Origin of the sequence: Solimonas aquatica, assembly GCF_900111015.1 — a bacterium.
In the GTDB taxonomy this organism is placed as follows: Bacteria; Pseudomonadota; Gammaproteobacteria; order Nevskiales; family Nevskiaceae; genus Solimonas; species Solimonas aquatica.
In genome coordinates this window covers 504,175-529,697 of sequence record NZ_FOFS01000001.1, presented here as the reverse complement: position 1 = coordinate 529,697, position 25,523 = coordinate 504,175, and the positions used below count along the sequence as shown (strand labels likewise).

At 66.4% G+C, this 25,523-nt stretch carries 20 protein-coding genes; 9 read left to right on the top strand and 11 right to left on the bottom strand.

The window, feature by feature from the left end; translation table 11 throughout:
- The 4 genes from infA to BMY12_RS02345 form a co-directional block, all read right to left on the bottom strand.
- Complete coding sequence (gene infA / locus BMY12_RS02360; RefSeq protein ID WP_093281441.1) at positions 1-219, bottom strand: translation initiation factor IF-1; 219 nt, start codon at positions 217-219, stop codon at positions 1-3.
- Between the two features lie 89 nt (positions 220-308).
- Positions 309-1,019: an arginyltransferase gene (locus tag BMY12_RS02355; RefSeq protein ID WP_093281438.1), complete on the bottom strand. Its 711-nt coding sequence runs from the start codon at positions 1,017-1,019 to the stop codon at positions 309-311.
- Entirely contained in the window at positions 1,016-1,684 is a 669-nt protein-coding gene (gene aat, locus BMY12_RS02350; protein WP_245732314.1) for a leucyl/phenylalanyl-tRNA--protein transferase, read from the bottom strand. The genes BMY12_RS02355 and aat overlap by 4 nt, the downstream gene beginning before the upstream one ends.
- A gap of 162 nt (positions 1,685-1,846) precedes the next feature.
- Positions 1,847-2,182: a hypothetical protein gene (locus tag BMY12_RS02345; protein ID WP_093281433.1), complete on the bottom strand. Its 336-nt coding sequence runs from the start codon at positions 2,180-2,182 to the stop codon at positions 1,847-1,849.
- A 189-nt stretch (positions 2,183-2,371) separates the two neighbouring features.
- On the opposite strand from BMY12_RS02345, the gene BMY12_RS02340 reads away from it, so the two are divergent.
- From BMY12_RS02340 to serS, 5 genes are all read left to right on the top strand, one after another.
- Positions 2,372-4,735, top strand: a complete 2,364-nt coding sequence (locus tag BMY12_RS02340) for a DNA translocase FtsK (protein ID WP_093281430.1) — start codon at positions 2,372-2,374, stop codon at positions 4,733-4,735.
- 77 nt (positions 4,736-4,812) lie between these two features.
- Positions 4,813-5,442, top strand: coding sequence for an outer membrane lipoprotein periplasmic chaperone LolA (gene lolA / locus BMY12_RS02335; RefSeq protein ID WP_093281427.1), 630 nt, complete (start codon positions 4,813-4,815; stop codon positions 5,440-5,442).
- Positions 5,443-5,527: 85 nt separating this feature from the next.
- The gene (locus BMY12_RS02330; RefSeq protein ID WP_093281424.1) at positions 5,528-6,874 is read left to right on the top strand and encodes a replication-associated recombination protein A; all 1,347 of its coding nucleotides are present in this window, start codon (positions 5,528-5,530) and stop codon (positions 6,872-6,874) included.
- A gap of 10 nt (positions 6,875-6,884) precedes the next feature.
- The gene (crcB, locus tag BMY12_RS02325; protein WP_093281422.1) at positions 6,885-7,277 is read left to right on the top strand and encodes a fluoride efflux transporter CrcB; all 393 of its coding nucleotides are present in this window, start codon (positions 6,885-6,887) and stop codon (positions 7,275-7,277) included.
- 67 nt (positions 7,278-7,344) lie between these two features.
- Positions 7,345-8,718: a serine--tRNA ligase gene (gene serS, locus BMY12_RS20570; protein ID WP_093281419.1), complete on the top strand. Its 1,374-nt coding sequence runs from the start codon at positions 7,345-7,347 to the stop codon at positions 8,716-8,718.
- Positions 8,719-8,810: 92 nt separating this feature from the next.
- Here serS and BMY12_RS02315 read toward each other — a convergent pair whose 3' ends face one another.
- The 3 genes from BMY12_RS02315 to cysB all read right to left on the bottom strand — a co-directional run bounded on the left by BMY12_RS02315 (position 8,811) and on the right by cysB (position 12,059).
- Positions 8,811-9,311 carry a DUF934 domain-containing protein gene (locus tag BMY12_RS02315; RefSeq protein ID WP_093281417.1) on the bottom strand — a complete coding sequence of 167 codons (501 nt, stop codon included), beginning with the start codon at positions 9,309-9,311 and terminating at the stop codon, positions 8,811-8,813.
- The gene (locus BMY12_RS02310; RefSeq protein ID WP_093281414.1) at positions 9,308-10,981 is read right to left on the bottom strand and encodes a nitrite/sulfite reductase; all 1,674 of its coding nucleotides are present in this window, start codon (positions 10,979-10,981) and stop codon (positions 9,308-9,310) included. Before BMY12_RS02310 ends, BMY12_RS02315 begins: the two co-directional genes overlap by 4 nt.
- 94 nt (positions 10,982-11,075) lie before the next feature.
- Positions 11,076-12,059: an HTH-type transcriptional regulator CysB gene (gene cysB / locus BMY12_RS02305; protein ID WP_093281411.1), complete on the bottom strand. Its 984-nt coding sequence runs from the start codon at positions 12,057-12,059 to the stop codon at positions 11,076-11,078.
- A gap of 128 nt (positions 12,060-12,187) precedes the next feature.
- Here cysB and cysG point away from each other — a divergent pair, with 128 nt between their 5' ends.
- On the top strand, positions 12,188-13,585 hold the full coding sequence (cysG, locus tag BMY12_RS02300; protein WP_093281409.1) for a siroheme synthase CysG: 1,398 nt from the start codon (positions 12,188-12,190) through the stop codon (positions 13,583-13,585).
- A 51-nt stretch (positions 13,586-13,636) separates the two neighbouring features.
- Here the strand turns inward: cysG and dxs are convergent, their stop codons facing one another.
- The 3 genes from dxs to BMY12_RS02285 all read right to left on the bottom strand — a co-directional run bounded on the left by dxs (position 13,637) and on the right by BMY12_RS02285 (position 16,742).
- Entirely contained in the window at positions 13,637-15,517 is a 1,881-nt protein-coding gene (gene dxs, locus BMY12_RS02295) for a 1-deoxy-D-xylulose-5-phosphate synthase (RefSeq protein ID WP_093281406.1), read from the bottom strand.
- A 92-nt stretch (positions 15,518-15,609) separates the two neighbouring features.
- Positions 15,610-16,503 (bottom strand): polyprenyl synthetase family protein, encoded by an 894-nt coding sequence (locus BMY12_RS02290; protein ID WP_093281404.1) that lies wholly within the window; start codon positions 16,501-16,503, stop codon positions 15,610-15,612.
- Positions 16,500-16,742: an exodeoxyribonuclease VII small subunit gene (locus tag BMY12_RS02285; RefSeq protein WP_093281401.1), complete on the bottom strand. Its 243-nt coding sequence runs from the start codon at positions 16,740-16,742 to the stop codon at positions 16,500-16,502. Before BMY12_RS02285 ends, BMY12_RS02290 begins: the two co-directional genes overlap by 4 nt.
- A gap of 142 nt (positions 16,743-16,884) precedes the next feature.
- On the opposite strand from BMY12_RS02285, the gene parE reads away from it, so the two are divergent.
- The 3 genes from parE (at position 16,885) to recQ (ending at position 22,389) form a co-directional block, all read left to right on the top strand.
- On the top strand, positions 16,885-18,783 hold the full coding sequence (gene parE, locus BMY12_RS02280) for a DNA topoisomerase IV subunit B (RefSeq protein ID WP_093281398.1): 1,899 nt from the start codon (positions 16,885-16,887) through the stop codon (positions 18,781-18,783).
- A 91-nt stretch (positions 18,784-18,874) separates the two neighbouring features.
- Positions 18,875-20,518: a cation:proton antiporter domain-containing protein gene (locus BMY12_RS02275; protein WP_093281395.1), complete on the top strand. Its 1,644-nt coding sequence runs from the start codon at positions 18,875-18,877 to the stop codon at positions 20,516-20,518.
- Entirely contained in the window at positions 20,515-22,389 is a 1,875-nt protein-coding gene (gene recQ / locus BMY12_RS02270; RefSeq protein WP_093281393.1) for a DNA helicase RecQ, read from the top strand. Before BMY12_RS02275 ends, recQ begins: the two co-directional genes overlap by 4 nt.
- Positions 22,390-22,571: 182 nt before the next feature.
- Here recQ and BMY12_RS02265 read toward each other — a convergent pair whose 3' ends face one another.
- Positions 22,572-25,379 (bottom strand): valine--tRNA ligase, encoded by a 2,808-nt coding sequence (locus tag BMY12_RS02265; protein WP_093281390.1) that lies wholly within the window; start codon positions 25,377-25,379, stop codon positions 22,572-22,574.
- Between the last annotated feature and the right edge of the window lie 144 nt (positions 25,380-25,523).

The following is a 25,523-nucleotide window of genomic DNA, read 5'->3' as shown; positions in this document are numbered from 1 at the left end:
TCACTTGTCGCGGAAGGTGATGCGGCCTTTGCTGAGGTCGTAGGGCGTCAGTTCAACCTTGACCTTGTCGCCCGTGAGGATGCGGATGTAGTTCTTGCGCATGCGGCCGGAAATATGGGCGACAACCACGTGGCCGTTCTCCAGTTTCACGCGGAAGGTGGTGTTCGGCAGCGTTTCCAGCACGGTGCCGGCCATTTCAATATGATCTTCCTTCGCCATACGCCCTTTGCGACGATACTCGTCCTTTTAGAAGGCCGGCATTATCGGGAAAGAGCAGTGCGGGGGCAACCTGCCGGCGCCGCGGCGGCTCAGGCGGGCGGCAGTGCCAGCTCCTGCCAGCGGGTGCCGATCAGACCTTCCATGGGCTTGAAGCGACGCTTGTAGTCCATCTTGCGGCTGTTCTCCACCCAGTAGCCGAGATAGACGTGGGCAAGACCGGTGTCGGCGGCGTAGTGCAGCTGCTGCAGCACCGCCAGCGTGCCGAGGCTGCGGGCGCGCTCTTCCGGATCGTAGAAGGTGTAGACCGCGGAGAGCGCCTGCGGCAGATGATCCACCACCGCCACCGCCAGCAGGCGTCCGTTCTGGCGCAGGCACCAGAAGCGCACGTCCAGCCAGCTGCATTCGAGGAAGGAATGGAAGGCGCGGCGATCCTGCGGATCCATGCCGCCGTCGGCATGGCGCGCGCTCAGATAACGCCGGTACAGTGCGTAGTGCTCATCGCCCAGCTCGGTTTCGATGCGCAGCGTGAGGTCTTCGTTGTCGCGCAGGCAGCGGCGCTGCGAGCGGTCCGGCTGGAACGTCAGCGCCGGCAAGCGTACCGGCAGGCAGAGTGTGCAGTTGCGGCAGTGCGGGCGGTAGGTGTGGTCGCCGCTGCGACGGAAACCCAGTTCCAGCAGATGCTGGTAATGCGTGGGGCCCAAACCCACTTCCGGGTCCACGAAGGCGCTGCGCGCCATCAGCCCGGGCAGATAGCCGCAGACGTGTTCGGTGCTCAGGAACAGGCGCAGGGACTGGGTCATGGCGGACCGTGTCGGGCATCGGCAGGGACGGCGATGTCGAACTGCCAGCGCCCCGTATCCGGGCGCTGCGTCACCGCCTGACTCAGTCTCTGCAAGAATCGTTCACGGCTCAGCTCCTGCGCGCCCAGGCTGAGCAGGTGGGCGGAGCTGATCTGGCAGTCGATCAGCTCGAAGCCCCACTGACGCAGCTGTTCGCAGAGCCAGTACAGGGCGATCTTGGAAGCGTCCGTGGCGCGCGAAAACATCGACTCGCCGAAGAACACCCGGCCCAGCACCACGCCGTAAAGCCCGCCGATCAGCTCACCTTCGCGCCAGACTTCCAGGCTGTGCGCATAACCCTGGTTGAACAGGTCGATGTAGGCGCGACGCATATCGTCGCCCAGCCATGTCCCGCGGCTGCGCTCGCGCGGCGCGCCGCAGGCCAGCAGCACCTGTGTGAAGGCCTTGTCGAAGCTCAGCGCGTAATCGCCGCGGCGGATGGACTTGGTGAGGCTGCGCGAGACCCGCATGCCGTCGACTTCCAGCACCGCGCGCGGGTCCGGGCACCACCAGAGGATGGGCTCGTCCGGGTTGTACCAGGGGAAAATGCCTTGCCGATAAGCCGAGAGCAGACGCGCCGGCGAGAGATCGCCGCCGATGGCCAGCAGACCATTGGGATCGCGCATCGCCAGCCGCACCGGCGGGAAAGGCTGGTGCGGGTTGCGGGGATCCAGCCAATGAAGGCGTATCGGACTGTCCATCGGCGGTGCGGGCTACTTCACTCCTTGAGCCCAAGCATACCCGCGCCGCCGGCCCTCATGCACCTGCATGAGGGCGAGCGCCGCAATTTAGTGAAAGGTCGGCGCCACCGCCGGCACGTCGCGCAAGACCCACTGCACCACGGCGTCATGCTCGAAATGCGTGATGGGCATGCTGTCGTTAGGTGGCCCGGCCTGCTCCAGGCGTCCCTGCGCGTCGAAATGGATCGAAGCGCCGGCGGTCTGGATTTTCAGCTCGCCGCTACTGGCGCCGTCATTGAGGGTGAGTTGCAGATAGCGCAGATCGCGGCCCGCGAATTCCGGCAGGTTCTGGTTGCCGGCGGCGATCAGGGCCGCCTGCTCCGGCGAGAACTCGCGGATGCCGCCTTCCGGCGTCAGGACAAAATGGCGAACTTGCTGGCTCATGTGGACCTGCTATCGCTTGCGACGAAGCGTGTTGGACTTAAGCTCCAATATGAAGCTTTTAGCGGCACTTTCAAGACTCCGCGACAACCGCTCAAGGCCGGTATACTGACCGAATATCCCAGGGGCCCATTCCGGCGCCCCGCGCAAGGCGAGCAAGATGCACGCCTGCCGATTCTTTCTGCCGCCGGCATGTTCAAAGCCAAAGCCCACGCCACCGACGAAACCGCAGGACCCAGCTGGCTCGAACGTCTGCCGCGCGAAGCCGCGATGCTGGCTTGCCTGGGCCTTTCCCTGTTCTTGCTGATGACCCTGGTCAGTTTCAATGCCGACGATCCCGGCTGGTCGTCGTCTGGCAGCGGCAGCAGCGTTCACAATCTCGCCGGGCCGGTGGGTGCCTGGCTCGCCGATGTGCTGCTGTCGCTGGCGGGCTACGTGGCTTTTCTCCTGCCGCTGGCGGTCTTGCTGATTGGACTGCGCTTGTTCAGTCCGAGTTCGGTGGTGAGTGTGATTCCGCGCGGTCTGCGCGTGGCGGCCTGGCTGGTGCTGCTGCTGGTGCTGGCCGCTCTGGCGGCGATGTACGTGGGGGCTTCGCCGTCCTGGGCGCCGCAGGGCAGTGGTGGCATTGCCGGGCAAGCCCTGGCGGCGGGTCTGGTGGCGGTGCTGGGGAACTTCGGCGCCAGCCTGCTGCTGCTGACCCTGGCGGCGATCAGCGCACCGCTGGCCATCGTGTTCTCCTGGTTCACCCTGTTCGACCGCATCGGCAATGCGATTTTTGCGCTGGCCGCGCGGCGCATCGAGGCGCGGCGGGTCGAGCCGGCGACGGTGGAATCGACGGCGGCGCAGGAGCCGCACGCCGAGCGCATCGATCCGGCCTTCAGCATTCCGGTGCCGATCATCGACATGCCGGTGGCCAAGGAAGGCAAGCGCAAGCGCAAGGCGCCCAGCCTCCCCGGCAGCGAGGAGGAGCAACTGCCCTTGCTGCCCACGGTCAGCGCCCCGGCCAAGCCCGCCGCCGCGCGCAAGAACGAGCCGCTGGAAGTGCCCAGCTTCGACGGCGATCCGCTGCCGCCTTCCAGCATTCTCGATCCGCCGCGTCCGAGCGGCCGGCAGTACACGCCGGAGGAACTGGAACGGCTGTCACGCGATGTGGAGCGGCATCTGGAATCCTTCGGCATCAAGGCGCAGGTGGTGGCGGCCACGCCGGGTCCGGTGATCACGCGCTTCGAGCTGCAGCCGGCGCCGGGCGTGAAGGGTGCGCAGATCACCAATCTCTCGCGCGATCTGGCGCGCTCGCTGTCGGTGTCCAGCGTGCGCGTGATCGAGGTCATCGAAGGCAAGTCGGTGGTGGGCCTGGAAATCCCCAACCACAAGCGCGAGATGGTGATGCTGCGCGAGATCATCGACTCGCCGGCCTATCGCAATTCCAGCTCGCCGCTGACCGTGGCCCTGGGCAAGGACATCGCGGGCAATCCCATGGCCTTTGATCTGGCCAAGATGCCGCATCTGCTGGTGGCTGGCACCACCGGCGCCGGCAAGTCGGTGGCGATCAACGGCATGATCCTGTCGATGCTGTTCAAGGCCACGGCGGATCAGGTGCGTTTCATCTTCATCGACCCGAAGATGCTGGAGCTGTCGGTGTACGAGGGCATTCCGCATCTGCTCACGCCGGTGGTCACCGACATGAAGGACGCCGCCAACGCCCTGCGCTGGTGTGTGGCGGAGATGGAGCGGCGCTACCGTCTGATGTCGGCGCTGGGCGTGCGCAATCTGGCCGGCCTCAATCGCAAGATTCTCGACGCTCAGGAAGCCGGTGCGCCGCTGGTGGACCCGCTCAAGACCGTGGCCCAGGATCTGTTCGACGAACAGGCGCCCGTGCTGCAGCCGGAAACGCTGGAGTCACTGCCGCACATCGTGGTGGTGATCGACGAGCTGGCCGACATGATGATGGTGGTCGGCAAGAAGGTCGAGGAGCTGATCGCGCGTATCGCGCAGAAGGCGCGCGCCGCCGGCATCCATCTGGTGGTGGCCACGCAGCGCCCCAGCGTCGATGTCATCACCGGCCTGATCAAGGCCAACATCCCCTCGCGCCTGGCGTTCCAGGTGGCCTCGCGCATCGACTCGCGCACCATCCTCGACGAGATGGGCGCCGAGACCCTGCTCGGTCATGGCGATGGTCTGTTCCGGCCCATCGGTTCCAGCCGTCTGGACCGCGTGCACGGCGCCTTCGTGGATGACCACGAGGTGCACAAGGTGGTGGCCTATCTCAAGCAGGTCGGCGAGCCGCGCTACATCGAGGACATCTGCGCCGACGAGGCGCCGGCCACGCCGGCGGGCGAGGGCGGCGAGGATGCAGAGGCCGATCCGCTCTACGATCAGGCGGTGGCCATGGTGCTCTCCGAGCGCAAGGCCAGCGTCAGCTGGGTGCAGCGGCGTCTGAAGATCGGCTACAACCGCGCCGCGCGCATGGTCGAGCAGATGGAGGCGGCGGGGCTGGTTGGTCCCAGCGGACCCGGCGGCAATCGCGAGATCCTCGCGCCCGGCGGGCGTGAGTGAGCGCGGCTGTTTTTAAGACGGCGTTCAGTGCCGGGAACCATAGTGCCGGCACCACACTCTCTATGACTCACAGGCTCATGAAAACGCTCAGGCTGCTGTGCTTGCCCTTCCTGCTGCTGTGCTGGCCGCCGGCCTGGGCCGGCGCCGGCGAGGATGCGCTCAAGCGTTTCGTCGATGGCGTACAGACCTTGAGTGCAGCTTTCGAGCAGGTGCAGATCGACGAGCACGGCGCCGTGCTCTCGCGGCGCAGCGGCAGCTTCGAGCTGTCGCGGCCCGGGCGTTTCCGCTGGAGCTATGAGTCGCCTTACCAGCAGCTGATGGTCTGCGACGGCCAGCGCATCTGGAACTACGAGCCGGATCTGGCGCAGGTGACGGTGCGCGATGCGGCGCAGGTGCTGCGCGGCACGCCGGCGGCGCTGCTGGCGCAGAAGAGTCTGCTGGGCGATGCCTTCGCCATCGAATCCGGCGGCGCCAAGGACGGTGTCGATCTGGTGATTCTCAAGCCGCGCGGTGATGCCGATTTCAGGAAGATCGAGTTGTGGCTGGCTGCCGGCGTGCCGCAGCGCATGAAGTTCTACGATGCGCTGGGCGGTTACACCGATGTGCGCTTTTCCAAGGTGAAGACCGGCGTGAAGCTGGATGCCGCGCGTTTCGGCTTCACGCCGCCCAAGGGCACCGAAGTGGTGGATGATGGCAAGGCGCCGTAAGCCGGGAGCCGGAGCCTGTTAGGCTTCGTCATTGCCGTCCTTGGCGCGATTGCCCATGACTGATCAGACCCCAGCCCGGCCTTCCATGGCCGGGCGTCCGCCGGGGCCGATGTCCACCGGACATCGGCCGGATCCGGCGCACCCTCTCGCGGAGCGCATGCGCCCGCAACACCTCGACGAGGTGGCGGGGCAGGCGCATCTGCTGGCAGCCGGCGCGCCGCTGCGGCTGCTGCTGGAGTCGGGAAAGATTCCCTCGCTGGTGTTCTGGGGTCCGCCGGGCGTGGGCAAGACCACGCTGGCGCGGCTGATTGCGCAGCACACCGAGGCGGAATTTCTCACGCTCTCGGCTGTGCTCGCCGGGGTCAAGGACATCCGCGAGGCGGTGGCGCAGGCGCAGGCGCTGCGGCAGGGCCTGGCGCCCCGGCGCACGGTCTTGTTCATCGACGAGATCCATCGTTTCAACAAGGCCCAGCAGGATGCACTGCTGCCCTTCGTGGAAGACGGCACCCTGGTGCTGATCGGCGCCACCACCGAAAACCCCTCCTTCGAACTCAATGCCGCGCTGCTCTCCAGGCTGCGCGTGTTCGTGCTGCGCGCGCTGGAAGAGGCCGACATCGCCGCGCTGCTGCGACGCGCACTCTGCGACCGCGAGCGCGGCCTGGGGCTGCGCGAGGACGCGCTGCCGGCGTCCTGGCTGGCGCGCATCGCCGAGGCCGCCGACGGCGATGCGCGGCGCGCCCTGGTGCTGCTGGAAACCGCCGTGGAGCTGTCGCGCGCCGAACGCGGCAGCGGCGCTGCGGACGAGGCCTTGCTGGAGAAGCTCATTGGTCGCGGCCTGCGTCGCTTCGACAAGCAGGGCGAGAACTTCTACGACCAGATCTCGGCCCTGCACAAATCCGTGCGCGGCAGCGATCCGGACGCGGCCCTGTACTGGTTCGCGCGCATGCTCGATGGCGGCGTCGATCCGGTCTATCTGGCGCGGCGCATCCTGCGCATGAGCATCGAGGACATCGGCCTGGCCGATCCGCGCGCGCAGCAGCTCTGCCTGCAGGGCTGGGATACCTATGAGCGCCTGGGCAGCCCGGAAGGCGAGCTGGCCCTGGCGCAGGCCGTGGTCTATCTGGCCTGCGCAGCCAAGAGCAATGCGGTCTACGCCGGCTACAACGCGGCTCGCGAGCTGGTCGCCAGGACCGGCAGCCTGGAAGTGCCGGTGCACCTGCGCAATGCGCCGACCCGGCTGATGAAGGATCTGGGCTACGGCCGCGAGTATCGCTACGACCACGATGAGGCGGGTGCCCTGGCAGCCGGGCAGGAATACTTCCCCGAGCGCCTGCGCGGCACCGAGCTGTACGCGCCGACCACGCGCGGGCTGGAGATCAAGATCGGTGAGCGCTTGGCGCAGCTGCGCGCGGCGCGCGGTGGCAAGTCTTGAGCGAGGCAGCATGAACGGCATCGGATTTCTCGCGGTGGGCAGCGGCGCGGTGCTGGGTGCCTGGGCGCGCTGGCTCTTGAGTCTCTGGCTCAATCCGCTGTTCGCCACCATTCCGCTCGGCACACTGGCCGCCAACTGGATCGGCGCCTATCTGATGGGCCTGGTGATGGGGGTGTTCAGCCTGGTGCCGGAACTCTCACCGCAGCTGCGCCTGCTGCTGGGCACCGGCTTTCTCGGCGGGCTCACCACCTTCTCCAGCTTCTCGGCGGAAACCACCTCGCTGCTGCTGCGCCAGGAATTCAGCTGGGCGCTGCTGGCCGTGGGCCTGCACGTGCTCGGCTCGCTGCTGCTCACCGGCCTGGGCCTGCTCAGCGTGCACGGCATCAAGGTGCTGCTGGGCTGACCGGCAGCAAGTAAAGCGGCGGTCCGGCTCGGCTACAATCGGCGCCTTCGCAAAAGGCCCGATTGCCATGCTCGATCCCAAACTCCTCCGCACCGAACCCGAGAAGATCGCCGCGCAGCTCGCGCGTCGCGGTTTCATCTTCGATCTGCCGCGCTTCCAGGCGATGGACGCCCAGCGCAAGCAACTGCAGACCGAAACCGAGCAGCTGCAGTCGGAGCGCAACAACGGCTCCAAGCGCATCGGTGCGGCCAAGGCCAAGGGCGAGGACGTGACGCCGATTCTGGCCGACATGGATCGCATCAAGGCGCAGCTGGCCGACAACGAAGGCAAGCTCGCGGTGCTACAGGGCTTGTTGGATGATTTTTTGGCGCGTCTGCCCAATATTCCGGACGCCAGCGTTCCGGACGGCCGCGACGAGAACGACAACGTCGAGCTGCGCCGCTGGGGCACGCCGCGTCCGTCCGAAGGTGCGAAGGATCACGCCGATCTCGGCGAAGCCTTGGGGCTGATGGATTTCGCCGCCGCCGCCAAGCTCACCGGCGCGCGCTTCACCGTGCTGCGCGGCGGCCTGGCGCGCATGCATCGCGCGCTCACGCAGTTCATGCTTGATGTGCATACCCGTGAACATGGCTATGAAGAGTTGTATGTACCCTACATGGTCAATGGGGCTTCACTTTATGGCACTGGGCAGCTGCCTAAGTTTGCAGAGGACTTATTCAATTTAGTTAACCCAAATCCGGGGTTGAACTTTGCTGACGTTGGTTTGTTACTTCAAGCTGAAAGGCACTTCGGTTTGGATGGCAGCAATACTCTCAAGATCAAATTGAATCAGGAAAAGGATAGATACCTGATTCCCACCGCCGAAGTGCCGGTCACCAATTTGTTGCGCGACGAGATTCTCGCGCCGGAAAACCTGCCGAAGAAATGGGTGGCGCACACGCCTTGCTTCCGCTCGGAAGCAGGTTCAGCCGGCCGCGACACGCGCGGCATGATCCGTCAGCACCAGTTCGAGAAAGTGGAACTGGTGCAGGCCACGCTGCCGGAAGACTCCCGGCGCGCGCACGAGGAACTCACCGGCCATGCCGAGAAGATCCTGCAGCTGCTGGGTTTGCCGTATCGCGTGGTGGTGCTCTGCGCCGGTGATCTGGGTGCGGGTTCGCAGAAGACCTACGATCTGGAAGTCTGGCTGCCCAGCCAGAACCGCTATCGCGAGATTTCCTCCTGCTCGAACTTCGGCGACTTCCAGGCGCGGCGCATGCTGGCGCGCTACCGGCATCCGCAGACCAAGAAGCCGGAGCTGCTGCACACGCTCAACGGCTCGGGCCTGGCCGTGGGCCGCACCCTGGTGGGCATCATCGAGAACTACCAGCAGGCCGATGGCAGCATCGCCATTCCCGACGCGCTGCGGGCCTATCTGCCGGGGCTGGAAAAGATCGGGTAAAGACTCTTACGGCGACAGAATCACGCAGAGGCGCAAAAAAGCTTCAAGGCTTGAATAGCGCCTTTGCGTGATTGCTTGCCTGTAGTCCCCGATTACGCGCTCAGCCCGCGCAGACGCCGCACCAGCGGCGAGCCGACGATGGTCGGCTGGTAGGCGAGCGTGAAGTCCTTCAGGGCCGCGAGGCACTGCTCGGGATTCTGGTCGGCGCGCAGCGCGAAGCTGGTGAAGCCGCTGCGATACAGGCTGTGCAGCTGATCGCGCACCACGGCTGCGCCTTGCGCGCGGATCTCGCCGGCAAAGCCATAGCGCTCGCGCAGCAGGCGCGCCTGACTGTAGGCGCGGCCATCGGCGAAGGCCGGGAAGTCCAGCACCAGCAGCGGACGGTCCGACAGCGCCTGCCACTGCGTGGCGACGTCCAGGGTGTTCGGCAGCAGCACGCCCACGCGCAGGCCGCTGGCGCGCAGCACTTCCTGCTGTTCCAGCCAGCGCTTGAGCGTGACGATCACCGCGCCCTGAGCCGGCAGCGCGTCCTCATCGGCCAGTGCACGGTATTCGTCGGCGACCAGCGCGCCGTTCTTGATCAGCGCGCTCATGCGGCCTCCACGGCTTCTTCGGCATACAGGCGTGCCTTGAACGGCGCCATGCCGATGCGGCGGTAGCAGGCGAGGAAGCTTTCTTCCTCGCTGTCGCGCGCTTCCAGGTAGACATCGATGATGCGTTCCACCGCTTCGGCGATGTCGGCGCGGCTGAAGGAGGGGCCGGTGCGATCACCCAGGCTGGCGTCATTGCCGGCCGAGCCGCCCAGCGTCACCTGGTACCACTCCTCGCCATGCTTATCCACGCCGAGAATGCCGATGTGCCCCACGGTGTGATGGCCGCAGCCGTTCATGCAGCCCGACATCTTGAGCTTGAGTTCGCCGATGTCGTGCAGATGATCGAGTGCATCGAAGCGGTCGTTGATGTCCTGCGCCACGCTGATCGAGCTGGCATTGGCCAGCGAGCAGAAATCCAGGCCCGGGCAGCAGATCATGTCGGTGAGCAGGCCGATGTTGGGCGTGGCCAGCTCATGTTCACGCAGAGTCTTCCAGACCGTATAGAGGTCTTTGTGCTGCACATCGGCCAGCACCAGATTCTGGTCATGCGTGGCGCGCACTTCGCCGAAGCTGTAGCGCTCGGCCAGATCCGCCACCACTTCCATCTGCTCGGCACTGATGTCGCCGGGCACGCCGCTGGGTGATTTGAGCGAGACGAACAGCACCGCATAACCGTCCACGCGATGCGCCAGCACATTGCGCTTGGCGAAGCTGGCGAACGCCGAGTCCTGCTCAAGATGTTTGGCGTAGCTGCGGTCCTGCGCGGCGGCGGGATCGTACGTGAACTGGTCGAAGCGCTGGCGCATGGCTTCGATGTCGGCGTGGCGGAGCTTGAGCTCGCCCTCGCGCAGCTGCGCCCATTCGGCCTCGACCAGCTCGGCAAACTTCTCCGGCTTGATGTCCTTGACCAGAATCTTGATGCGCGCGCGGTGGATGTTGTCGCGACGGCCCAGGCGGTTGTAGACGCGCAGCACCGCTTCCAGGTACGAGAGCAGATCGAGCTCCGGCAGGAAGGGCTTGATCAGCGGCCCGATCATGGGCATGCGGCCCAGACCGCCGCCGACATAGATGCGATAGCCCAGCTCGCCGGTCTCGTTGCGCACGATCTGCACGCCGATGTCGTGCACGCGCACCGCCGCGCGGTCGCTCTGGCTCGCGGAGAAGGCGATCTTGAACTTGCGCGGCAGCCAGTTGAATTCCGGGTGGAAGGTGGACCACTGCCGGGTCAGCTCGCAATAGGGGCGCGGATCGAGCAGCTCGTCGCGCGCCACGCCGGCGAGATGATCGCTGGTGACATTGCGGATGCAGTTGCCGGAAGTCTGGATGGCGTGCATCTGCACCGAGGCCAGATCGGCCAGGATGTCCGGCACTTCCTCCAGCTTCGGCCAGTTGTACTGGATGTTCTGGCGGGTGGTGAAATGGCCGTAGCCCTTGTCGTAGCGACGCGCGATATGCGCCAGCATGCGCATCTGCTTGGCGGCGATCAGACCATAGGGAATGGCCACGCGCAGCATGGGCGCGAAGCGCTGCACGTAGAGGCCGTTGCGCAGGCGCAGGGCGCGGAATTCGTCTTCCGGCAGCTCGCCGGCGAGGAAGCGCCGGGTCTGGTCGCGGAACTGGGCGACTCGCTCGTCAACGAGCTGCTGGTCGTAGGCGTCGTACTGATACATGGCGTAGGGCTAACCGCAGGGGGCGGTATTATCCGACCCTCCCTGATGAATTTGCTGCTGCGCGCGTTTCTCGGTCTAAGCTTAGATCGAAAAGTTATTCTGCTTCCGGAAGCTGCTTGATCAGCTCGGCCACCCGGGCCTGACGCTGCTCGGCTTCGGTGATCGAGGCAATTTCGTCCACCACGGCGCGCGTCAGATGCGGCGCGAACAGCGCAAGAAATTCATACATATAACCGCGCAGGAACAGGCTGCGCCGGAAGCCGATGTGCGTGACGCTGGGCTCGAACAGATGATCGGCCGGCAGGTTGACCAGGTCCTTGTCGATGCGCTCGTCGTAAGCCATGGCGGCGACGATGCCGATGCCCAGCCCCAGGCGCACGTAAGTCTTGATCACGTCGGCGTCCACGGCGGTCAGCACCACGTTCGGGCGCAGGCCGTGCGCGGCGAAAGCCTGGTCCAGCTTCGAGCGGCCGGTGAAACCGAAGGTGTAGGTGATCACCGGATGGGCGGCGATGTCCGCCAGGCTCAGCTTGCGCTTGGTCGCCAGCGGATGGTTCGGCGGCACCAGGATGCTGCGGTTCCAGCGGTAGCAGGGCAGCATCACCAGATTATCGAAGTGATGCATGGCCTCGGTGGCGATGGCGAAATCCGCCTGGCCCTCGGAAGCCATTTTGGCGATCTGCGGCGGCGAACCCTGATGCAGATGCAGGTTGACCTTGGGATAGCGCTTGCGAAACGGCGCAATCACCTGCGGCAGGGCATAACGCGCCTGGGTATGCGTGGTGGCTATGGCCAGATCGCCGCGGTCCGCGTCGTGGAATTCCTCGGCCACGCGGCGGATATTGTCGGCTTCCGACAGCAGGCGCTGCGCGTAATCCAGAATGCGCTGGCCGGCCGGGGTGATCTCGGTGAGGTGCTTGCCATTGCGCACGAAGATATCCACGCCCAGCTCTTCTTCCAGCATGCGGATCTGCTTGCTGACGCCGGGCTGGGAGGTGAACAGGGCCTCGGCTGCAGCGGTGACATTGAGTCCGCGCTGGGCCACCTCATGGATGTAATGCAGCTGTCGAAGTTTCATGGCAGCTTTATATTCGATCTGGGTCTAAGTTGCCTATATTTTTTTTGTCTTTCTTTATGGCGGGCTGAGCTCGAATGAGCGATTTTGCCTTGAGGCGTCGCCAGGCCGCTCGTTAAGCTGCCGCCCCTATGAGCGACGAAGCCCCCTGGCCTTACTTTCCCGTCTTCCTGCGTCTGCAGGCCGAGCCGGTGCTCCTGCTGGGCGGCGGCGAGGTGGCGGCGCGCAAGCTGCGTCTGTTGCTGCGTGCGCAGGCACAGGTGCGGCTGGTGGCGCGGGCGCTCAACGAGGAGGTGGCGGCGCTGGTGGCTGCCGATCGGGTCCGGCACCTCGCCGCCGAGTTCGAGCCTGCACAACTGGACGGCTGCACGCTGGCGGTGGCGGCCAGCGACGATGCCGGACTCAATGCGCGTTTCGCGGCCGCTGCGCGTGAGCGGCGGGTGCCGGTGAATGTCGTGGACGATGCCGCTGCCAGCAGCTTCGTGATGCCGGCCATCGTCGACCGCAGTCCCTTGCTGCTGGCCATCGGCAGCGGTGGTGGTGCACCGGTGCTGGCGCGGCGTCTGCGCGAGCGCCTGGAGGCACAGATTCCGGCCGCTTATGGCCGCCTGGCTGCATTCATGCAGACCCATCGTGCGCGCGTGAAGACGCTGGAGCAGAGCCTGCGTCGCGGCGTCTGGGAGCGTTTCGTCGATGGCGCCGGTGCCGAGGCGCTGCTGCGCGGCAACGAGGCCGGCGCCCTGGCGGAGCTGGATGCGGCCATCGCCCAGGCCAGGCCGAAGGGTGAGGTGTATCTGGTCGGCGCCGGGCCGGGCGATCCGGATCTGCTCACCTTCCGCGCGCTGCGCCTGATGCAGCAGTGCGATGTGGTGCTCTACGACCGCCTGGTCTCCGACGCGATCATGGAGCTGGTGCGTCGCGATGCCACGCGCATCTTCGTCGGCAAGTCGCGCAATCTGCACACCGTGCCGCAGGACGAGATCAATGCCGAGCTGGTGCGCCAGGCGCAGGCCGGTCGGCGCGTGCTGCGGCTCAAAGGCGGTGATCCCTTCATCTTCGGGCGCGGCGGCGAGGAGATCGAAACCCTGATGGCACATGGCGTGGCCTTCCAGGTGGTGCCGGGCGTCACCGCCGCCTCCGGTTGCGCCGCGTATGCCGGCATTCCGCTCACGCATCGCGATTATGCGCAGAGCTGTGTGTTCGTCACCGGTCATGCCCGCAAGGATGGTCAGCTGGAACTGCACTGGGACCAGCTCGCGCGTCGCGGCCAGACCGTGGTGTTCTACATGGGCCTGCAGACCCTGGGGCTGATCTGTCAGCAGCTCATCGCCCATGGCCTGCCCGGCGACTGGCCGGCAGCCGTGGTGATCGATGGCACCACGGCGCAGCAGCAAGTCATCGCCAGCACGCTCGCCGAACTGCCCGCACAGATCGATGCCGGCAGCATCAAGCGGCCGGCCCTGCTGATGGTGGGCGAGGTGGTGCGTCTGAGGGCCAAGCTGGCCTGGTTCGGCGCGCGCGCACCGTAGTCCGCGCCACCGTTCGCGGCGACGGCTCGGCGGCCTCGCCGGGCCCTGCGCTCAGGTGCCGCGCTTGCTGCGGGCGGTTTCGTCCAGGTCGCGGCTGCGCAGGCGACGCTGGATCGCGCGCAGGATGCCGGCGGTGTCGAGGCCACATTGCGCCAGAAGCTCTTCGCGCGTGCCGTGCTCCACGAACTGGTCCGGCAGACCCAGGTTCAGCACCGGCACGCTCTGATGCTGCGCCAGCAGAACCTCGTTCACGCCGGAGCCGGCGCCGCCGATGCGGGCATTGTCCTCGACAGTGACCAGCAGATCATTGTCATTGGCCAGCTGCAGAATCAGCTCGGCGTCCAAGGGCTTCACGAAGCGCATGTCGGCCACCACTGCATCGAGAATCTCGGCCGCTTCCAGGGCCGGATGCACCATCGCGCCGAAGGCCAGAATCGCCACGCGCGGCCGGCGGCGGCCGTGGGCTTCGCGCACGATGCGGCCCTTGCCCAGGCTCAGCGGCTTGGGCTCGGCCTCGCAGGCCACGCCGGTGCCGTTGCCGCGCGGATAACGCACGGCGCTGGGCTGGCTCAGGGACAGGCCGGTGCTGAGCATGCGACGGCATTCGTTTTCATCCGAAGGCGCCATTACCACCAGATTCGGAATGCAGCGCAGGTAGGACAGATCAAAGGCGCCGTGATGCGTGGCGCCGTCGGCGCCGACCAGACCGCCGCGATCCAGGGCGAACAGCACCGGCAGATTCTGGATGGCGACATCGTGAATCAGCTGGTCGTAGCCGCGCTGCAGGAAGGTGGAGTAGATCGCGCAGACCGGCTTGAGGCCCTCGCAGGCCAGACCGGCGGCGAGTGTCACCGCATGCTGCTCGGCGATGCCGACGTCGAAATAGCGTTCGGGGAAACGCTGCGAGAATTCCACCAGGCCCGAGCCCTCGCGCATCGCCGGCGTGATGCCGACCACGGCCGGATCGCGCTCGGCGGCCTGGCACAGCCATTGTCCGAACACCTGCGTGTAGCTGGGCGCGGCGGCGGGTTTCTTGGCAGGGAAGGCGCCGGTGACCGGATCGAACTGCGTGATGCCGTGATAGCCGATGGGATCGGCCTCGGCCGGCTCGAAACCCTTGCCCTTGGTGGTGATGAGGTGCAGCAGCTGCGGACCCTTGGCGTTCTTCAGCTCGTCGAGCTTGGCCATCAGCGCCGGCAGGTCGTGGCCGTCGACGGGCCCGCTGTAGCGGAAGCCAAAGGTCTCGAACATCGCGCCGGGATGATCCAGATGCGCCTCGTTGTGCTCGGCCTGCGGTTCGCGCGCGGCATGCGGGGCGGTGATGCCCAGCTTCTTCATCAGGCGCGCGGAGTGGTCGCGCAGGGCACCGACGTTCTCCGAGATCGACATGTCGTTGTCGTTGTAGATCACCAGCATGTCCAGCTTCAGGTGCCCGGCGTGGTTCAGGGCCTCGAAGGCCATGCCGCCGGTCATGCCGCCGTCGCCGATCACCGCCACCACGCGCCGCTGTTCCTGCTTCACGCGCGCCGCCGCAGCCATGCCGGCCGCCGCCGAGATCGAGGTGGAGGAGTGGCCCACGCCGAAGGTGTCGTACTCGCTTTCCGCGCGCAGGCAGAACGGCGCCAGGCCGCCGAGACGGCGGATGGTTTCCAGGCGCTCGCGCCGGCCGGTGAGCATCTTGTGCGGATAAGCCTGATGGCCCACGTCCCAGACGATGCGGTCACGCGGCGTGTCGAAGCACCAGTGCAGGGCCAGCGACAGCTCCACCGTGCCCAGATTGGCCGCGAAATGGCCGCCGACACGCCCCAGGGTTTCGATCAGATAGCGGCGCATCTCCACCGCCAGCGCGGGAAGATCCTCGACAGCCATTTTCCGCAGCTCATCGGGCGTGCGGATAAGACCGAGCAGGGCGTAACCGGGTATGTCACTCATACGGGCGGGGCGTGGAACTGGAAGTTAAGAATTTTTTGGACCGTGCATTATCGGGCAATCACCATGCCCGAACCAACTTGGTGCGCAGTGTCTCAGCTCTGGCGGGCCTCGATATGGCGGGCCAGCCACAGCAGGGGTTCTGCGGCGTCATTGAACAAAGCCAGGGATGCAGCGGCGTCGGCGAACAGCTCGGCGGCGCGGGCCTTGGCGGCCGGCAGGCCCATCACCGAGGGGTAGGTGGATTTCAGATGCGCCTCGTCCTTGCCGGCGGTCTTGCCCAGGCTGGCGGCATTGCCCTCGATGTCCAGCACATCGTCCTGGATCTGGAAGGCCAGCCCGATGCACTTGCCGTAATGCGCCAGCGCGGCGCGCGACTCGGCGCTGAGCGTGTCGTCCGTCGCGCAGGCCAGGCGCAGGCAGGCCAGAATCATCGCGCCGGTCTTGTGGATGTGCAGGGCTTCGAGTTCGGCCAGCGTCAGCGACTGTCCTTCCGCCGCCAGATCCACGGCCTGGCCGCCGACCATGCCGCGCGAACCGGCGGCCTCGGCCAGGATTTCCACCATGGCCAGGCGCTGCGCGGCCGTCAGACCCGAATCGCGGTCCGCCGCCAGCAGCTGAAAGGCCAGGGTCTGCAAGCCGTCGCCGACCAGAATCGCAGTGGCCTCGTCATAGGCCTTGTGCGTGGTGGGACGGCCGCGACGCAGATCGTCGTCGTCCATGGCCGGCAGATCGTCGTGCACCAGCGAATAGACGTGAATCAGCTCCACCGCGCAGGCGGCGGCATCGAGCTTGCGCGGCGGCAGCTGCAGCACCTCGCCGGCGGCGTAGACCAGCAGCGGACGCAGACGCTTGCCGCCCTCGCAGGCATAACGCATGGCCTCGTGCAGACGGGCGGGGTAGTGGCTGGCCGGCGGCAGCCAGCGGTCCAGGTTCTGCTGGAGGCGGCTGCGGTACTCGTCGAGCCGCGCGGCAAACGAGGCGTTCACGCGCTCTCGTCGCCGTTGCCGGCGCTGAGTTCCTGCACTTTCAGCTCGGCGCTCTGCAGGGCCTGACGGCATTGCTGCGCCAGCTGGGTGCCGCGCTCGAACAGGCGCAGCGATTCCTCCAGCTTCAGCTCGCCGTGTTCCAGGGACTGCACGATGGTTTCCAGCTCCTGCATGGCAGCTTCGAAGGCGCCAACCGGGTCGTTGTCGGCGGGGGGAGACTCGGTCTTGCTGCGGGCCATGCTGGTCTTGCGCTGCCTGAAGCGGGGAGGACGCGCAGTCTACCCAAAGCACGGCGGCGCGCGCAGCCATCTGTCAATCTTGCGGGCCTGTGCCGCCTTGGCTAAGGTCGCGCCCTCCCCGAGCTGTCAGCCCTTCCCGATCATGGCCTCCGAGCAAAATTACAGCGCCGCAGCGATTGAAGTCCTGCAGGGCCTGGACCCGGTGCGCAAGCGCCCCGGCATGTACACCGACACCACGCGCCCCAACCATCTGGCGCAGGAAGTCATCGACAACGCGGTGGACGAGGCCCTGGCCGGCTACTGCAAGAGCGTCAACGTGATCCTGCACGAGGACGGTTCGCTGGAGGTGGCCGACGACGGTCGCGGCATGCCGGTGGACCTGCATCCGGTGCACAAGGTCAGCGGTGTGGAGCTGATTCTCACCAAGCTGCACTCGGGCGCGAAGTTCTCCAACAAGATGTACCAGTACTCCGGCGGCCTGCACGGCGTGGGCGTGTCGGTGGTCAACGCGCTGTCCACGCGTCTGGAAGTGCGGGTGTTCCGCGACGCTCAGGAATACCTGATCGTGTTCGCCGACGGCGAGGTCTCGCAGAAGCTCAAGGCCGTGGGCGCAGTGGCCAAGAACAGGCGCGGCACCACGGTGCGCTTCTGGCCGGACGCCAAGTATTTCGATTCGCCCAAGTTCGCGGTGCCGCGCCTCAAGCAGGTGCTGCGCGCCAAGGCCGTGCTGTGTCCGAATCTCAAGGTCACGCTCAGCGACCGCATCCACAACGAGGAAGTGGTCTGGCAGTACGAGAACGGTTTGCCGGATTATCTGAAGGACGCCCTGGCCGGCGCCGAGACCCTGCCGCCGGAGCCTTTCATCGGTCAGTTCAAGGCCGCGCGTGAAGAGGCCGAGTGGGCACTGGTGTGGCTCAATCAGGACGGCCCGCGCGGCGAGCCGGTGGCGGAGAGCTACGTCAATCTGATTCCCACCGCGCAGGGCGGCACGCATGTCAACGGACTGCGCACCGGCCTTACCGAAGCGATTCGCGAGTTCTGCGAATTCCGCAATCTGCTGCCGCGTGGTCTGAAGCTCACGCCGGAAGACGTGTGGAACGGCTGCGCCTATGTGCTCAGCATCAAGATGCAGGACCCGCAGTTCGCCGGCCAGACCAAGGAGCGTCTGTCCTCGCGTGAAACCGCCGCCTTCGTGCAGGGCGTGGTGCACGACTCCTTCAGTCTCTGGCTGAACCAGAACACCGAGGCCGGCGAGCAGATCGCGCAGCTGGTGATCGCCAATGCCAATGCCCGCCTCAAGCTCGCCAAGCAGGTGGTGCGCAAGAAGATCACCAGCGGTCCGGCGCTGCCCGGCAAGCTTGCCGACTGCGTGTCCAGCGATCCGGGCCGCACCGAGCTGTTTCTGGTTGAAGGCGATTCGGCCGGCGGCAGCGCCAAGCAGGCGCGTGATCGCGAGTTCCAGGCGGTGATGCCGCTGCGCGGCAAGATTCTCAACACCTGGGAAGTGGACGCCAACGAGGCGCTGGGTTCGCAGGAAATCCACGACATCTCGGTGGCCATCGGCGTGGACCCCGGCAGCCCCGACATCAGCGGCCTGCGCTACGGCAAGATCTGCGTGCTGGCCGATGCCGACTCCGACGGCCTGCACATCGCCACGCTCTTGTGCGCGCTGTTTCTCAAGCACTACCGGCCGCTGGTGGAAGCCGGACACATCTACATCGCGATGCCGCCGCTGTTTCGCATCGACGCCGGCAAGCAGGTGTTCTACGCGCTCGACGAGGCCGAGAAGAACGGTGTGCTGGACCGGCTCGTGGCGGAGGGCAGTCGCGCCAAGCCGCAGGTCACGCGCTTCAAGGGTCTGGGCGAGATGAATCCGCTGCAGCTGCGCGAAACGACGATGACGCCGGATACGCGCCGTCTGGTGCAGCTCACGCTCGATGAGTCTCCCGCCGATCCGGTGGTGGACATGCTGCTCGCCAAGAAGCGCGCGGGTGATCGCAAGGACTGGCTGGAACGCGAGGGCAATCGCGCCGAGGTTTGAGTGCGATGACAGTGCCGTGCGCCTCACATCGAGGCGCCGGCTCAGGCATTATCCTGGGTCGCTCGCGTCCATTCCCCCCGGGATATCTCGTATGCACCATCCGACGCCCCTGATTGCGACCATCGTCGCCGGCCTGGTGCTCGCCTTCATCTTCGGCGCGCTGGCGCAGCGCCTGCGCCTGCCGCCGCTGGTGGGTTATCTGCTCGCCGGCGTGCTGATCGGCCCCAACACACCGGGCTTCGTCGCCGATCAAAGCCTCGCCGCCGAACTCGCCGAGCTGGGCGTGATCCTGCTGATGTTCGGCGTGGGTCTGCATTTTTCGCTCAAGGAGCTGCTCGCGGTGCGGCGCATCGCGCTGCCCGGCGCGCTGGTGCAGATCGCGGTGGCGACCCTGCTCGGTGCCGGCCTGGCGCTGCTGCTGGGCTGGCCTCTGGGCGGCGGTCTGGTGTTCGGTCTGGCCTTGTCGGTGGCGAGCACCGTGGTGCTGCTGCGCGCGCTGCAGGACCGGCGTCTGCTCGACAGCGAGCGTGGCCGCATCGCCGTGGGCTGGCTGATCGTCGAAGACCTGGCGATGGTGCTGGCCCTGGTGCTGATTCCGGTGCTCGCAGACGCGCTGGGCGGCGGCGAGCTGCGCTGGGCCGGTATCGCCGGCGCGCTGGCGCTGACCCTGGGCAAGGTCGCGGCCTTCGTGGCGGTGATGATGCTGGTGGGACGGCGGGTGATTCCGCGTCTGCTCGACTGGGTGGCCGCCACCGGCTCGCGCGAGCTGTTCAATCTCTCGGTGCTGGCCTGCGCGCTGGGCGTGGCCCTGGGCGCGGCCTACCTGTTCGATGTGTCCTTCGCGCTCGGCGCCTTCTTCGCCGGAATGATTCTGGCCGAGTCGCCGCTGGCGCATCGCGCCGCCGAGGAATCGCTGCCGCTGCGCGAAGCCTTTGCGGTCTTGTTCTTCGTCTCGGTGGGCATGCTGTTCGATCCGGCCATCGTGCTGCGCGCGCCGCTGCAGCTGCTCGCGACCCTGGCGATCATTCTGATCGGCAAGTCCATTGCCGCCTTCTACATCGTGCGCGCCTTCGGCTATGCGCAGACCACGGCGCTGACCATCGCCGCGAGCCTGGCGCAGATCGGCGAGTTCTCCTTCATCCTCGCCACGCTGGGCCGTTCACTCGAACTGTTTCTGGCGCAGGCGCAGGATCTGATTCTGGCCGGCGCCATCGCCTCGATTCTGTTCAATCCGCTGGCCTTCGCCATCGCCGAGCGGCGCGGCCGCCGACCGCTGGCCTCGCCTTCACCCGAAGCGCTGCTCGCCGGCACCCGTCTTTCACAGCACGCGGTGGTGGTGGGTTACGGCCGCGTCGGCAGCCGCATCGCCGCCGGCCTGCGCGCCGGCGGCAGGCCTTATCTGGTGATCGAGGATCGCGACAAGCCGGCCGCGCAGGCCCGTGAAGATGGCGCGGAGCTGCTGCTGGGCAATGCCGCACAAGCCCAGGTGCTGGCCGCCGCCAATCTGGCGCAGGCGCGCTGTCTGTTCGTGGCCATTCCCCAGGCTTTCGAGGCGGGGCAGGTGGTGAAGCAGGCGCGCCAGGCCAATGCCGGGCTGCTGATCGTGGCGCGTGCGCACTCGGATGCCGAGCTGCTGCATCTGCAGCAGTGCGGAGCCAGTCTCACGGTGATGTCGGAGCAGGAGATCGCCGGCGCGATGCTGGGCTCGGGCCGTGAGGTGCTGGGACTGGCATGAGCGCGCTGCCCGATCACGCCGCCGACCCGCTGCACGCCGAGCTGAAGCGCTGGTTCGGCTTCGATCATTTCCGTCCCGGTCAGGAAGCGGTGGTGCGCGATGCGCTGGCCGGTCGCGATCTGCTGGCGATCATGCCCACCGGCGGCGGCAAGTCGCTGTGCTTCCAGCTGCCGGCGCTGCTGCGGCCCGGGCTGATGCTGGTGGTTTCACCGCTGATCGCGCTGATGCAGGATCAGGTGCGGCTGCTGCAGGAAATGGGCATCGCCGCCACCTTTCTCAATTCATCGCTCAGCGGCCAAGAGGCCGGCGCGCGCATTGCCGCCCTGCAGCGCGGTGAATACAAGCTGCTGTACCTGGCGCCCGAGCGGCTGCTGATGCCGGAGTTTCTCGACGGCCTGCTGCCGCGTCTGCTGGGCAGCGTGGGCATCGGCGCGCTGACCATCGACGAGGCGCACTGCGTTTCCGAGTGGGGCCATGACTTCCGTCCCGAGTATCGCCAGCTGGGCAGCCTGCGCGCGCATCTGCCGCAGGTGCCGGTATTCGCCTTCACCGCCACTGCGACGCAGCGGGTGCGCCAGGACATCGTCGCGCAGCTGCAGCTGCACGAGCCGGCCCTGCATCTGTCCAGCTTCAATCGTCCGAACCTGTACTACGCGGTGCGGCCCAAGACTTCGCAGACCTATGCCGAGCTGCTCAAGCAGGCGCGCGAGGGCGGCTCCGGCATCATCTATTGCCTGTCGCGCAAGCGGGTCGATGAACTCGCCGCGCGCCTGGCGGCCGACGGCATCAGCGTGCTGGCTTATCACGCCGGCCTCAATGCCGAGACGCGTCGCACGCACCAGGAGCGCTTCATCCGCGACGATGTGCAAGTGATGATCGCCACCGTGGCCTTCGGCATGGGCATCAACAAGCCCGATGTGCGCTGGGTGCTGCACTACGATCTGCCGCGCAGCATCGAGGGCTATTACCAGGAAGCCGGCCGCGCCGGCCGCGACGGTGAGCCGGCGCGCTGCGTGCTGTACTTCGGACTGGGGGACATCCACACCGCCGAATACTTCATCGCGCAGAAAATCCATCCGCAGACCGGCGAGCCCCTGGAACAGGAGCAGCGCGTCGCACGCCAGCAGCTGCGCCAGGTGCTGGACTATGCCGAGTCCAGCGAATGCCGGCGCGCGGTGCAGCTGCGTTACTTCGGCGAGAGCTTTTCCGGCAACTGCGGCGCCTGCGACAACTGCACCGAACCGCGCGTGCTGGAGGACTGGACCCTGGAAGCGCAGCAGCTGCTGTCCTGCGTGGCGCGGCTGGCGCAGCGCGGCGAGCGCTATGGCGCGGCGCATGTGATCGACATCCTGCGCGGCTCGCAGGGCCAGAAGCTGATCGATCGCGGACATCAGCAGCTGTCCACCTATGGCATCGGCAAGTCACGCAGCCAGGATCAGTGGCGCGTGCTGCTGCGCGCCTGTCTGCACCAGGGCCTGCTCGATGAAACCACCGACGGCTATCCGGTCTTAAAGCTCAACAACGACTCCCGCGCCGTGCTCAAGGGCGAGCGTCGCGTGCAGCTTGCGCCGCCGCCGGAACGCCAGCGCAAGGAAAAGCGCAAAACCAGGAGCGCTGCTCCGGCGCTGGCGCCGGGCGATCTGTCGCTGTTCGAAACCTTGCGCGCGCTGCGCAAATCACTGGCCGATGAGCAGAACCTGCCGCCCTACATGGTGTTCAGCGATGCCAGCCTGCGCGAAATGGCGCAGACCCAGCCGCAGACCCTGACGGCGTTTGCCGAGATCAACGGCGTGGGCAGCCGCAAGCTGGAGCAGTACGGGCAGAGCTTTGTGCGGACCATCCGCGAATACGTGGAGAGTCAGCCCGGCTGAGGCGAGTCCGTGCCGGCGTGCGGCGGATGCCGCTGCCTGAGCAGTGTGCTGAAAACGAAGTATTCGGCACGGTGCCAACGACCATCAGGCGCTGCAAGCGCCTGATGGTCGGGAGCGGAGAAAAGCCATGCCTTCTCGAAGCGACAGGCAAAAGTGCAGGGATGCACTTTTGCCTCACCCTGTCAGAGCGCGCGGATGCGCTCGATCTGGTCCTGTAGCGCGGCCAGATCGGCCAGCTGCTTGGCGTGCAGCTCGCGCGCCTGCTGCTGAACCGCTTCCGGGGCCTTGCCGAAGTTGGGATTTTCGATGCGGGTCTGGGTCTTGCCCAGATCGCTTTCCAGCTTGGCGATCTGCTTGGCCAGACGCGCCAGCTCGGCGTCCTTGTCGATCAGGCCCGCCATCGGCACCAGCAGCTTCATCGCCCCCAGCAGCGCGGTCGCCGACTGCGGCGCCGCTTCATCGGCGGCCAGCACGCGCGGTGCTTCCACGCGGGCCAGGAATTCGATGGCCTGCTGCAGGCGCGTCAGTCGCGCGCGGTCGGCATCGCCGGCGTTCTGCAGCAGCAGCGGCAGGATCTTGCCCGGCGCGATGTTCATCTCGCCGCGAATCTGGCGCACGCCGAGAATGAAGGCCTTGAGCCATTCGATATCGGCTTCGGAGGCTTCGTCGATCTTCTCTGCTACAGCCTGCGGATAGCGCTGCTGCATCAGCGTGGCGCCGCTCACGCCGGCCAGCGGCGCAACGCGCTGCCAGATCTCTTCGGTGATGAAGGGCATCAGCGGATGCAGCAGGCGCAGCCAGGTTTCCAGCACGCGCACCAGGGTGCGGCGCGTGCCGCGCTGCTGCGCGGCCGAGCCTTGCTGCAAGGCCGGCTTGGAGAGTTCCAGATACCAGTCGCAGTACTCGTTCCAGATGAACTGGTAGAGCGCCTGTGCGAGCAGGTCGAAGCGGTAGCTGGCGAAGTGCTCGGCGGCCTCGGCTTCCAGCTTCTGCAGGCGCGAGATGATCCAGCGGTCGGCTTCGGAGAGCGCATAGTCGCTGCCGCCGTCCTGCGCGCAGTCCTGGCCTTCAGCGTTCATCAGCACATAGCGCGCCGCGTTCCAGATCTTGTTGCAGAAGTTGCGATAGCCCGCCGCGCGGCCGGCGTCGAAGCGGATGTCGCGGCCCTGCGTGGCCAGCGCGGCGAAGGTGAAGCGCAGCGCGTCCACGCCCACGGCTTCGATGCCGTTCGGATAATCCTTGCGGGTCTTGGCCTCGATCTTGGGCGCGGTCTCCGGCTTCATCAGGCCGGTGGTGCGCTTCTTCACGAGTTCATCGAGGCTGATGCCGTCCACCACGTCCAGCGGGTCCAGGACATTGCCCTTGGACTTGGACATCTTGTTGCCTTCGGGATCGCGCACCAGGCCGGTGATGTAGACCTCGCGGAACGGCACCTCGTTCATGAAGTACTGGCCCATCATCACCATGCGCGCGACCCAGAAGAAGATGATGTCGAAACCCGTGACCAGCACGCTGGACGGGTAGTACTTCTTCAGGGCTTCGGTCGGTTCCGGCCAGCCTTGCGTGGCCATCGGCCAGATGTCGGAGGAGAACCAGGTGTCGAAGACGTCGGTGTCCTGCGTGAGCGTGAGGCTGGCGTCCAGCTGATACTTGCTGCGCACCTCGGCTTCGCTGCGCGCGACGTAGATCTTGCCCTGCGCGTCGTACCAGGCCGGAATGCGATGGCCCCACCAGAGCTGGCGGCTGATGCACCAGTCCTGGATGTTGTTCAGCCACTGGAAGTAGGTGGTCTTCCAGTTGTCCGGCACGAAGCGCACGCGGCCGGAGGCCACGGCCTCGATCGCCGGCTTGGTGATGGCGAGCAGACCGCCCGGGCCGGGCTGGCCGTCGTGGCGCGTCTCGCGCGTGAGGTCCACGAACCACTGATCGGTGAGATAAGGCTCCACCACCGCGCCGCTGCGATCACCGCGCGGCACCTTCAGCTTGTGGTCTTCGATCTTCTCGACCAGGCCGAGGGCTTCCAGATCGGCGACGATCTGCTTGCGTGCGGCGTAGCGCTCCAGGCCGCGATAGCCCGCCGGCACCTCCTCGTTGAGATGCGCGGTGGGCGTGAAGATGTTGAGCATCGGCAGACCATGCCGCTGCCCCAGGGCATAGTCGTTGAAATCATGCGCCGGCGTGATCTTCACGCAGCCGCTGCCGAAGTCCTTGTCCACGTAATCGTCGCCTACGATGGGAATCTCGCGATTCACCAGCGGCAGCTTCACGGTCTTGCCGATGAGGTGCTGGTAACGGGCGTCTTCAGGATGCACGGCCACGGCGGTGTCGCCGAGCATGGTTTCCGGGCGCGTGGTGGCCACCACCAGATGCCCCGAGCCGTCGGCGAGCGGATAGCGGAAATGCCAGAGCTTGCCGTTTTCCTCCTCGCTCACCACTTCCAGATCGGAGATCGCGGTGAGCAGCACCGGGTCCCAGTTCACCAGACGCTTGCCGCGATAGATCAGGCCCGCTTCGTGCAGCTTCACGAAGTGCTCGATCACGGCCTTGGAGTAGCCGGGGTCCATGGTGAAGGCTTCGCGCGACCAGTCCACGGAGGAGCCCATGCGACGGATCTGGCCGCCGATGGTGCCGGCGGAATACTGCTTCCACTCCCAGACCTTCTCGATGAACTTCTCGCGGCCCAGTTCATGGCGGCTGGGTCCGCCGGCCAGCTTGAGATTGCGCTCCACCACCATCTGCGTGGCGATGCCGGCGTGATCGGTGCCCGGCTGCCAGAGCGTGTCGCGGCCGCACATGCGCGCGTGGCGGATCAGCGCGTCCATCACCGTGTGCTGGAAGGCATGACCCATGTGCAGGGTGCCGGTGACATTGGGCGGCGGAATCATGATGCTGTAGGGCTCGCCCGTGCCGCTGGGCGCATAGCAGCCCTGGCTTTCCCAGAATTCACGCCAGCGCGCTTCGACCTCGCGCGGCTCGAAAGTCTTGTCCATGTTGTTTGCTTCGCTTCTGAGGCCCGCGAAGGCTGCGGGCGAAAATCATCGTGACGGGTTTGACTCTGGACCTGGCCCTGCGCTCAGGCCCGCCAATGCGGAACTGGAAAGCGCGGCTTTGCCTCGCGGGCCGGACCTGGATTC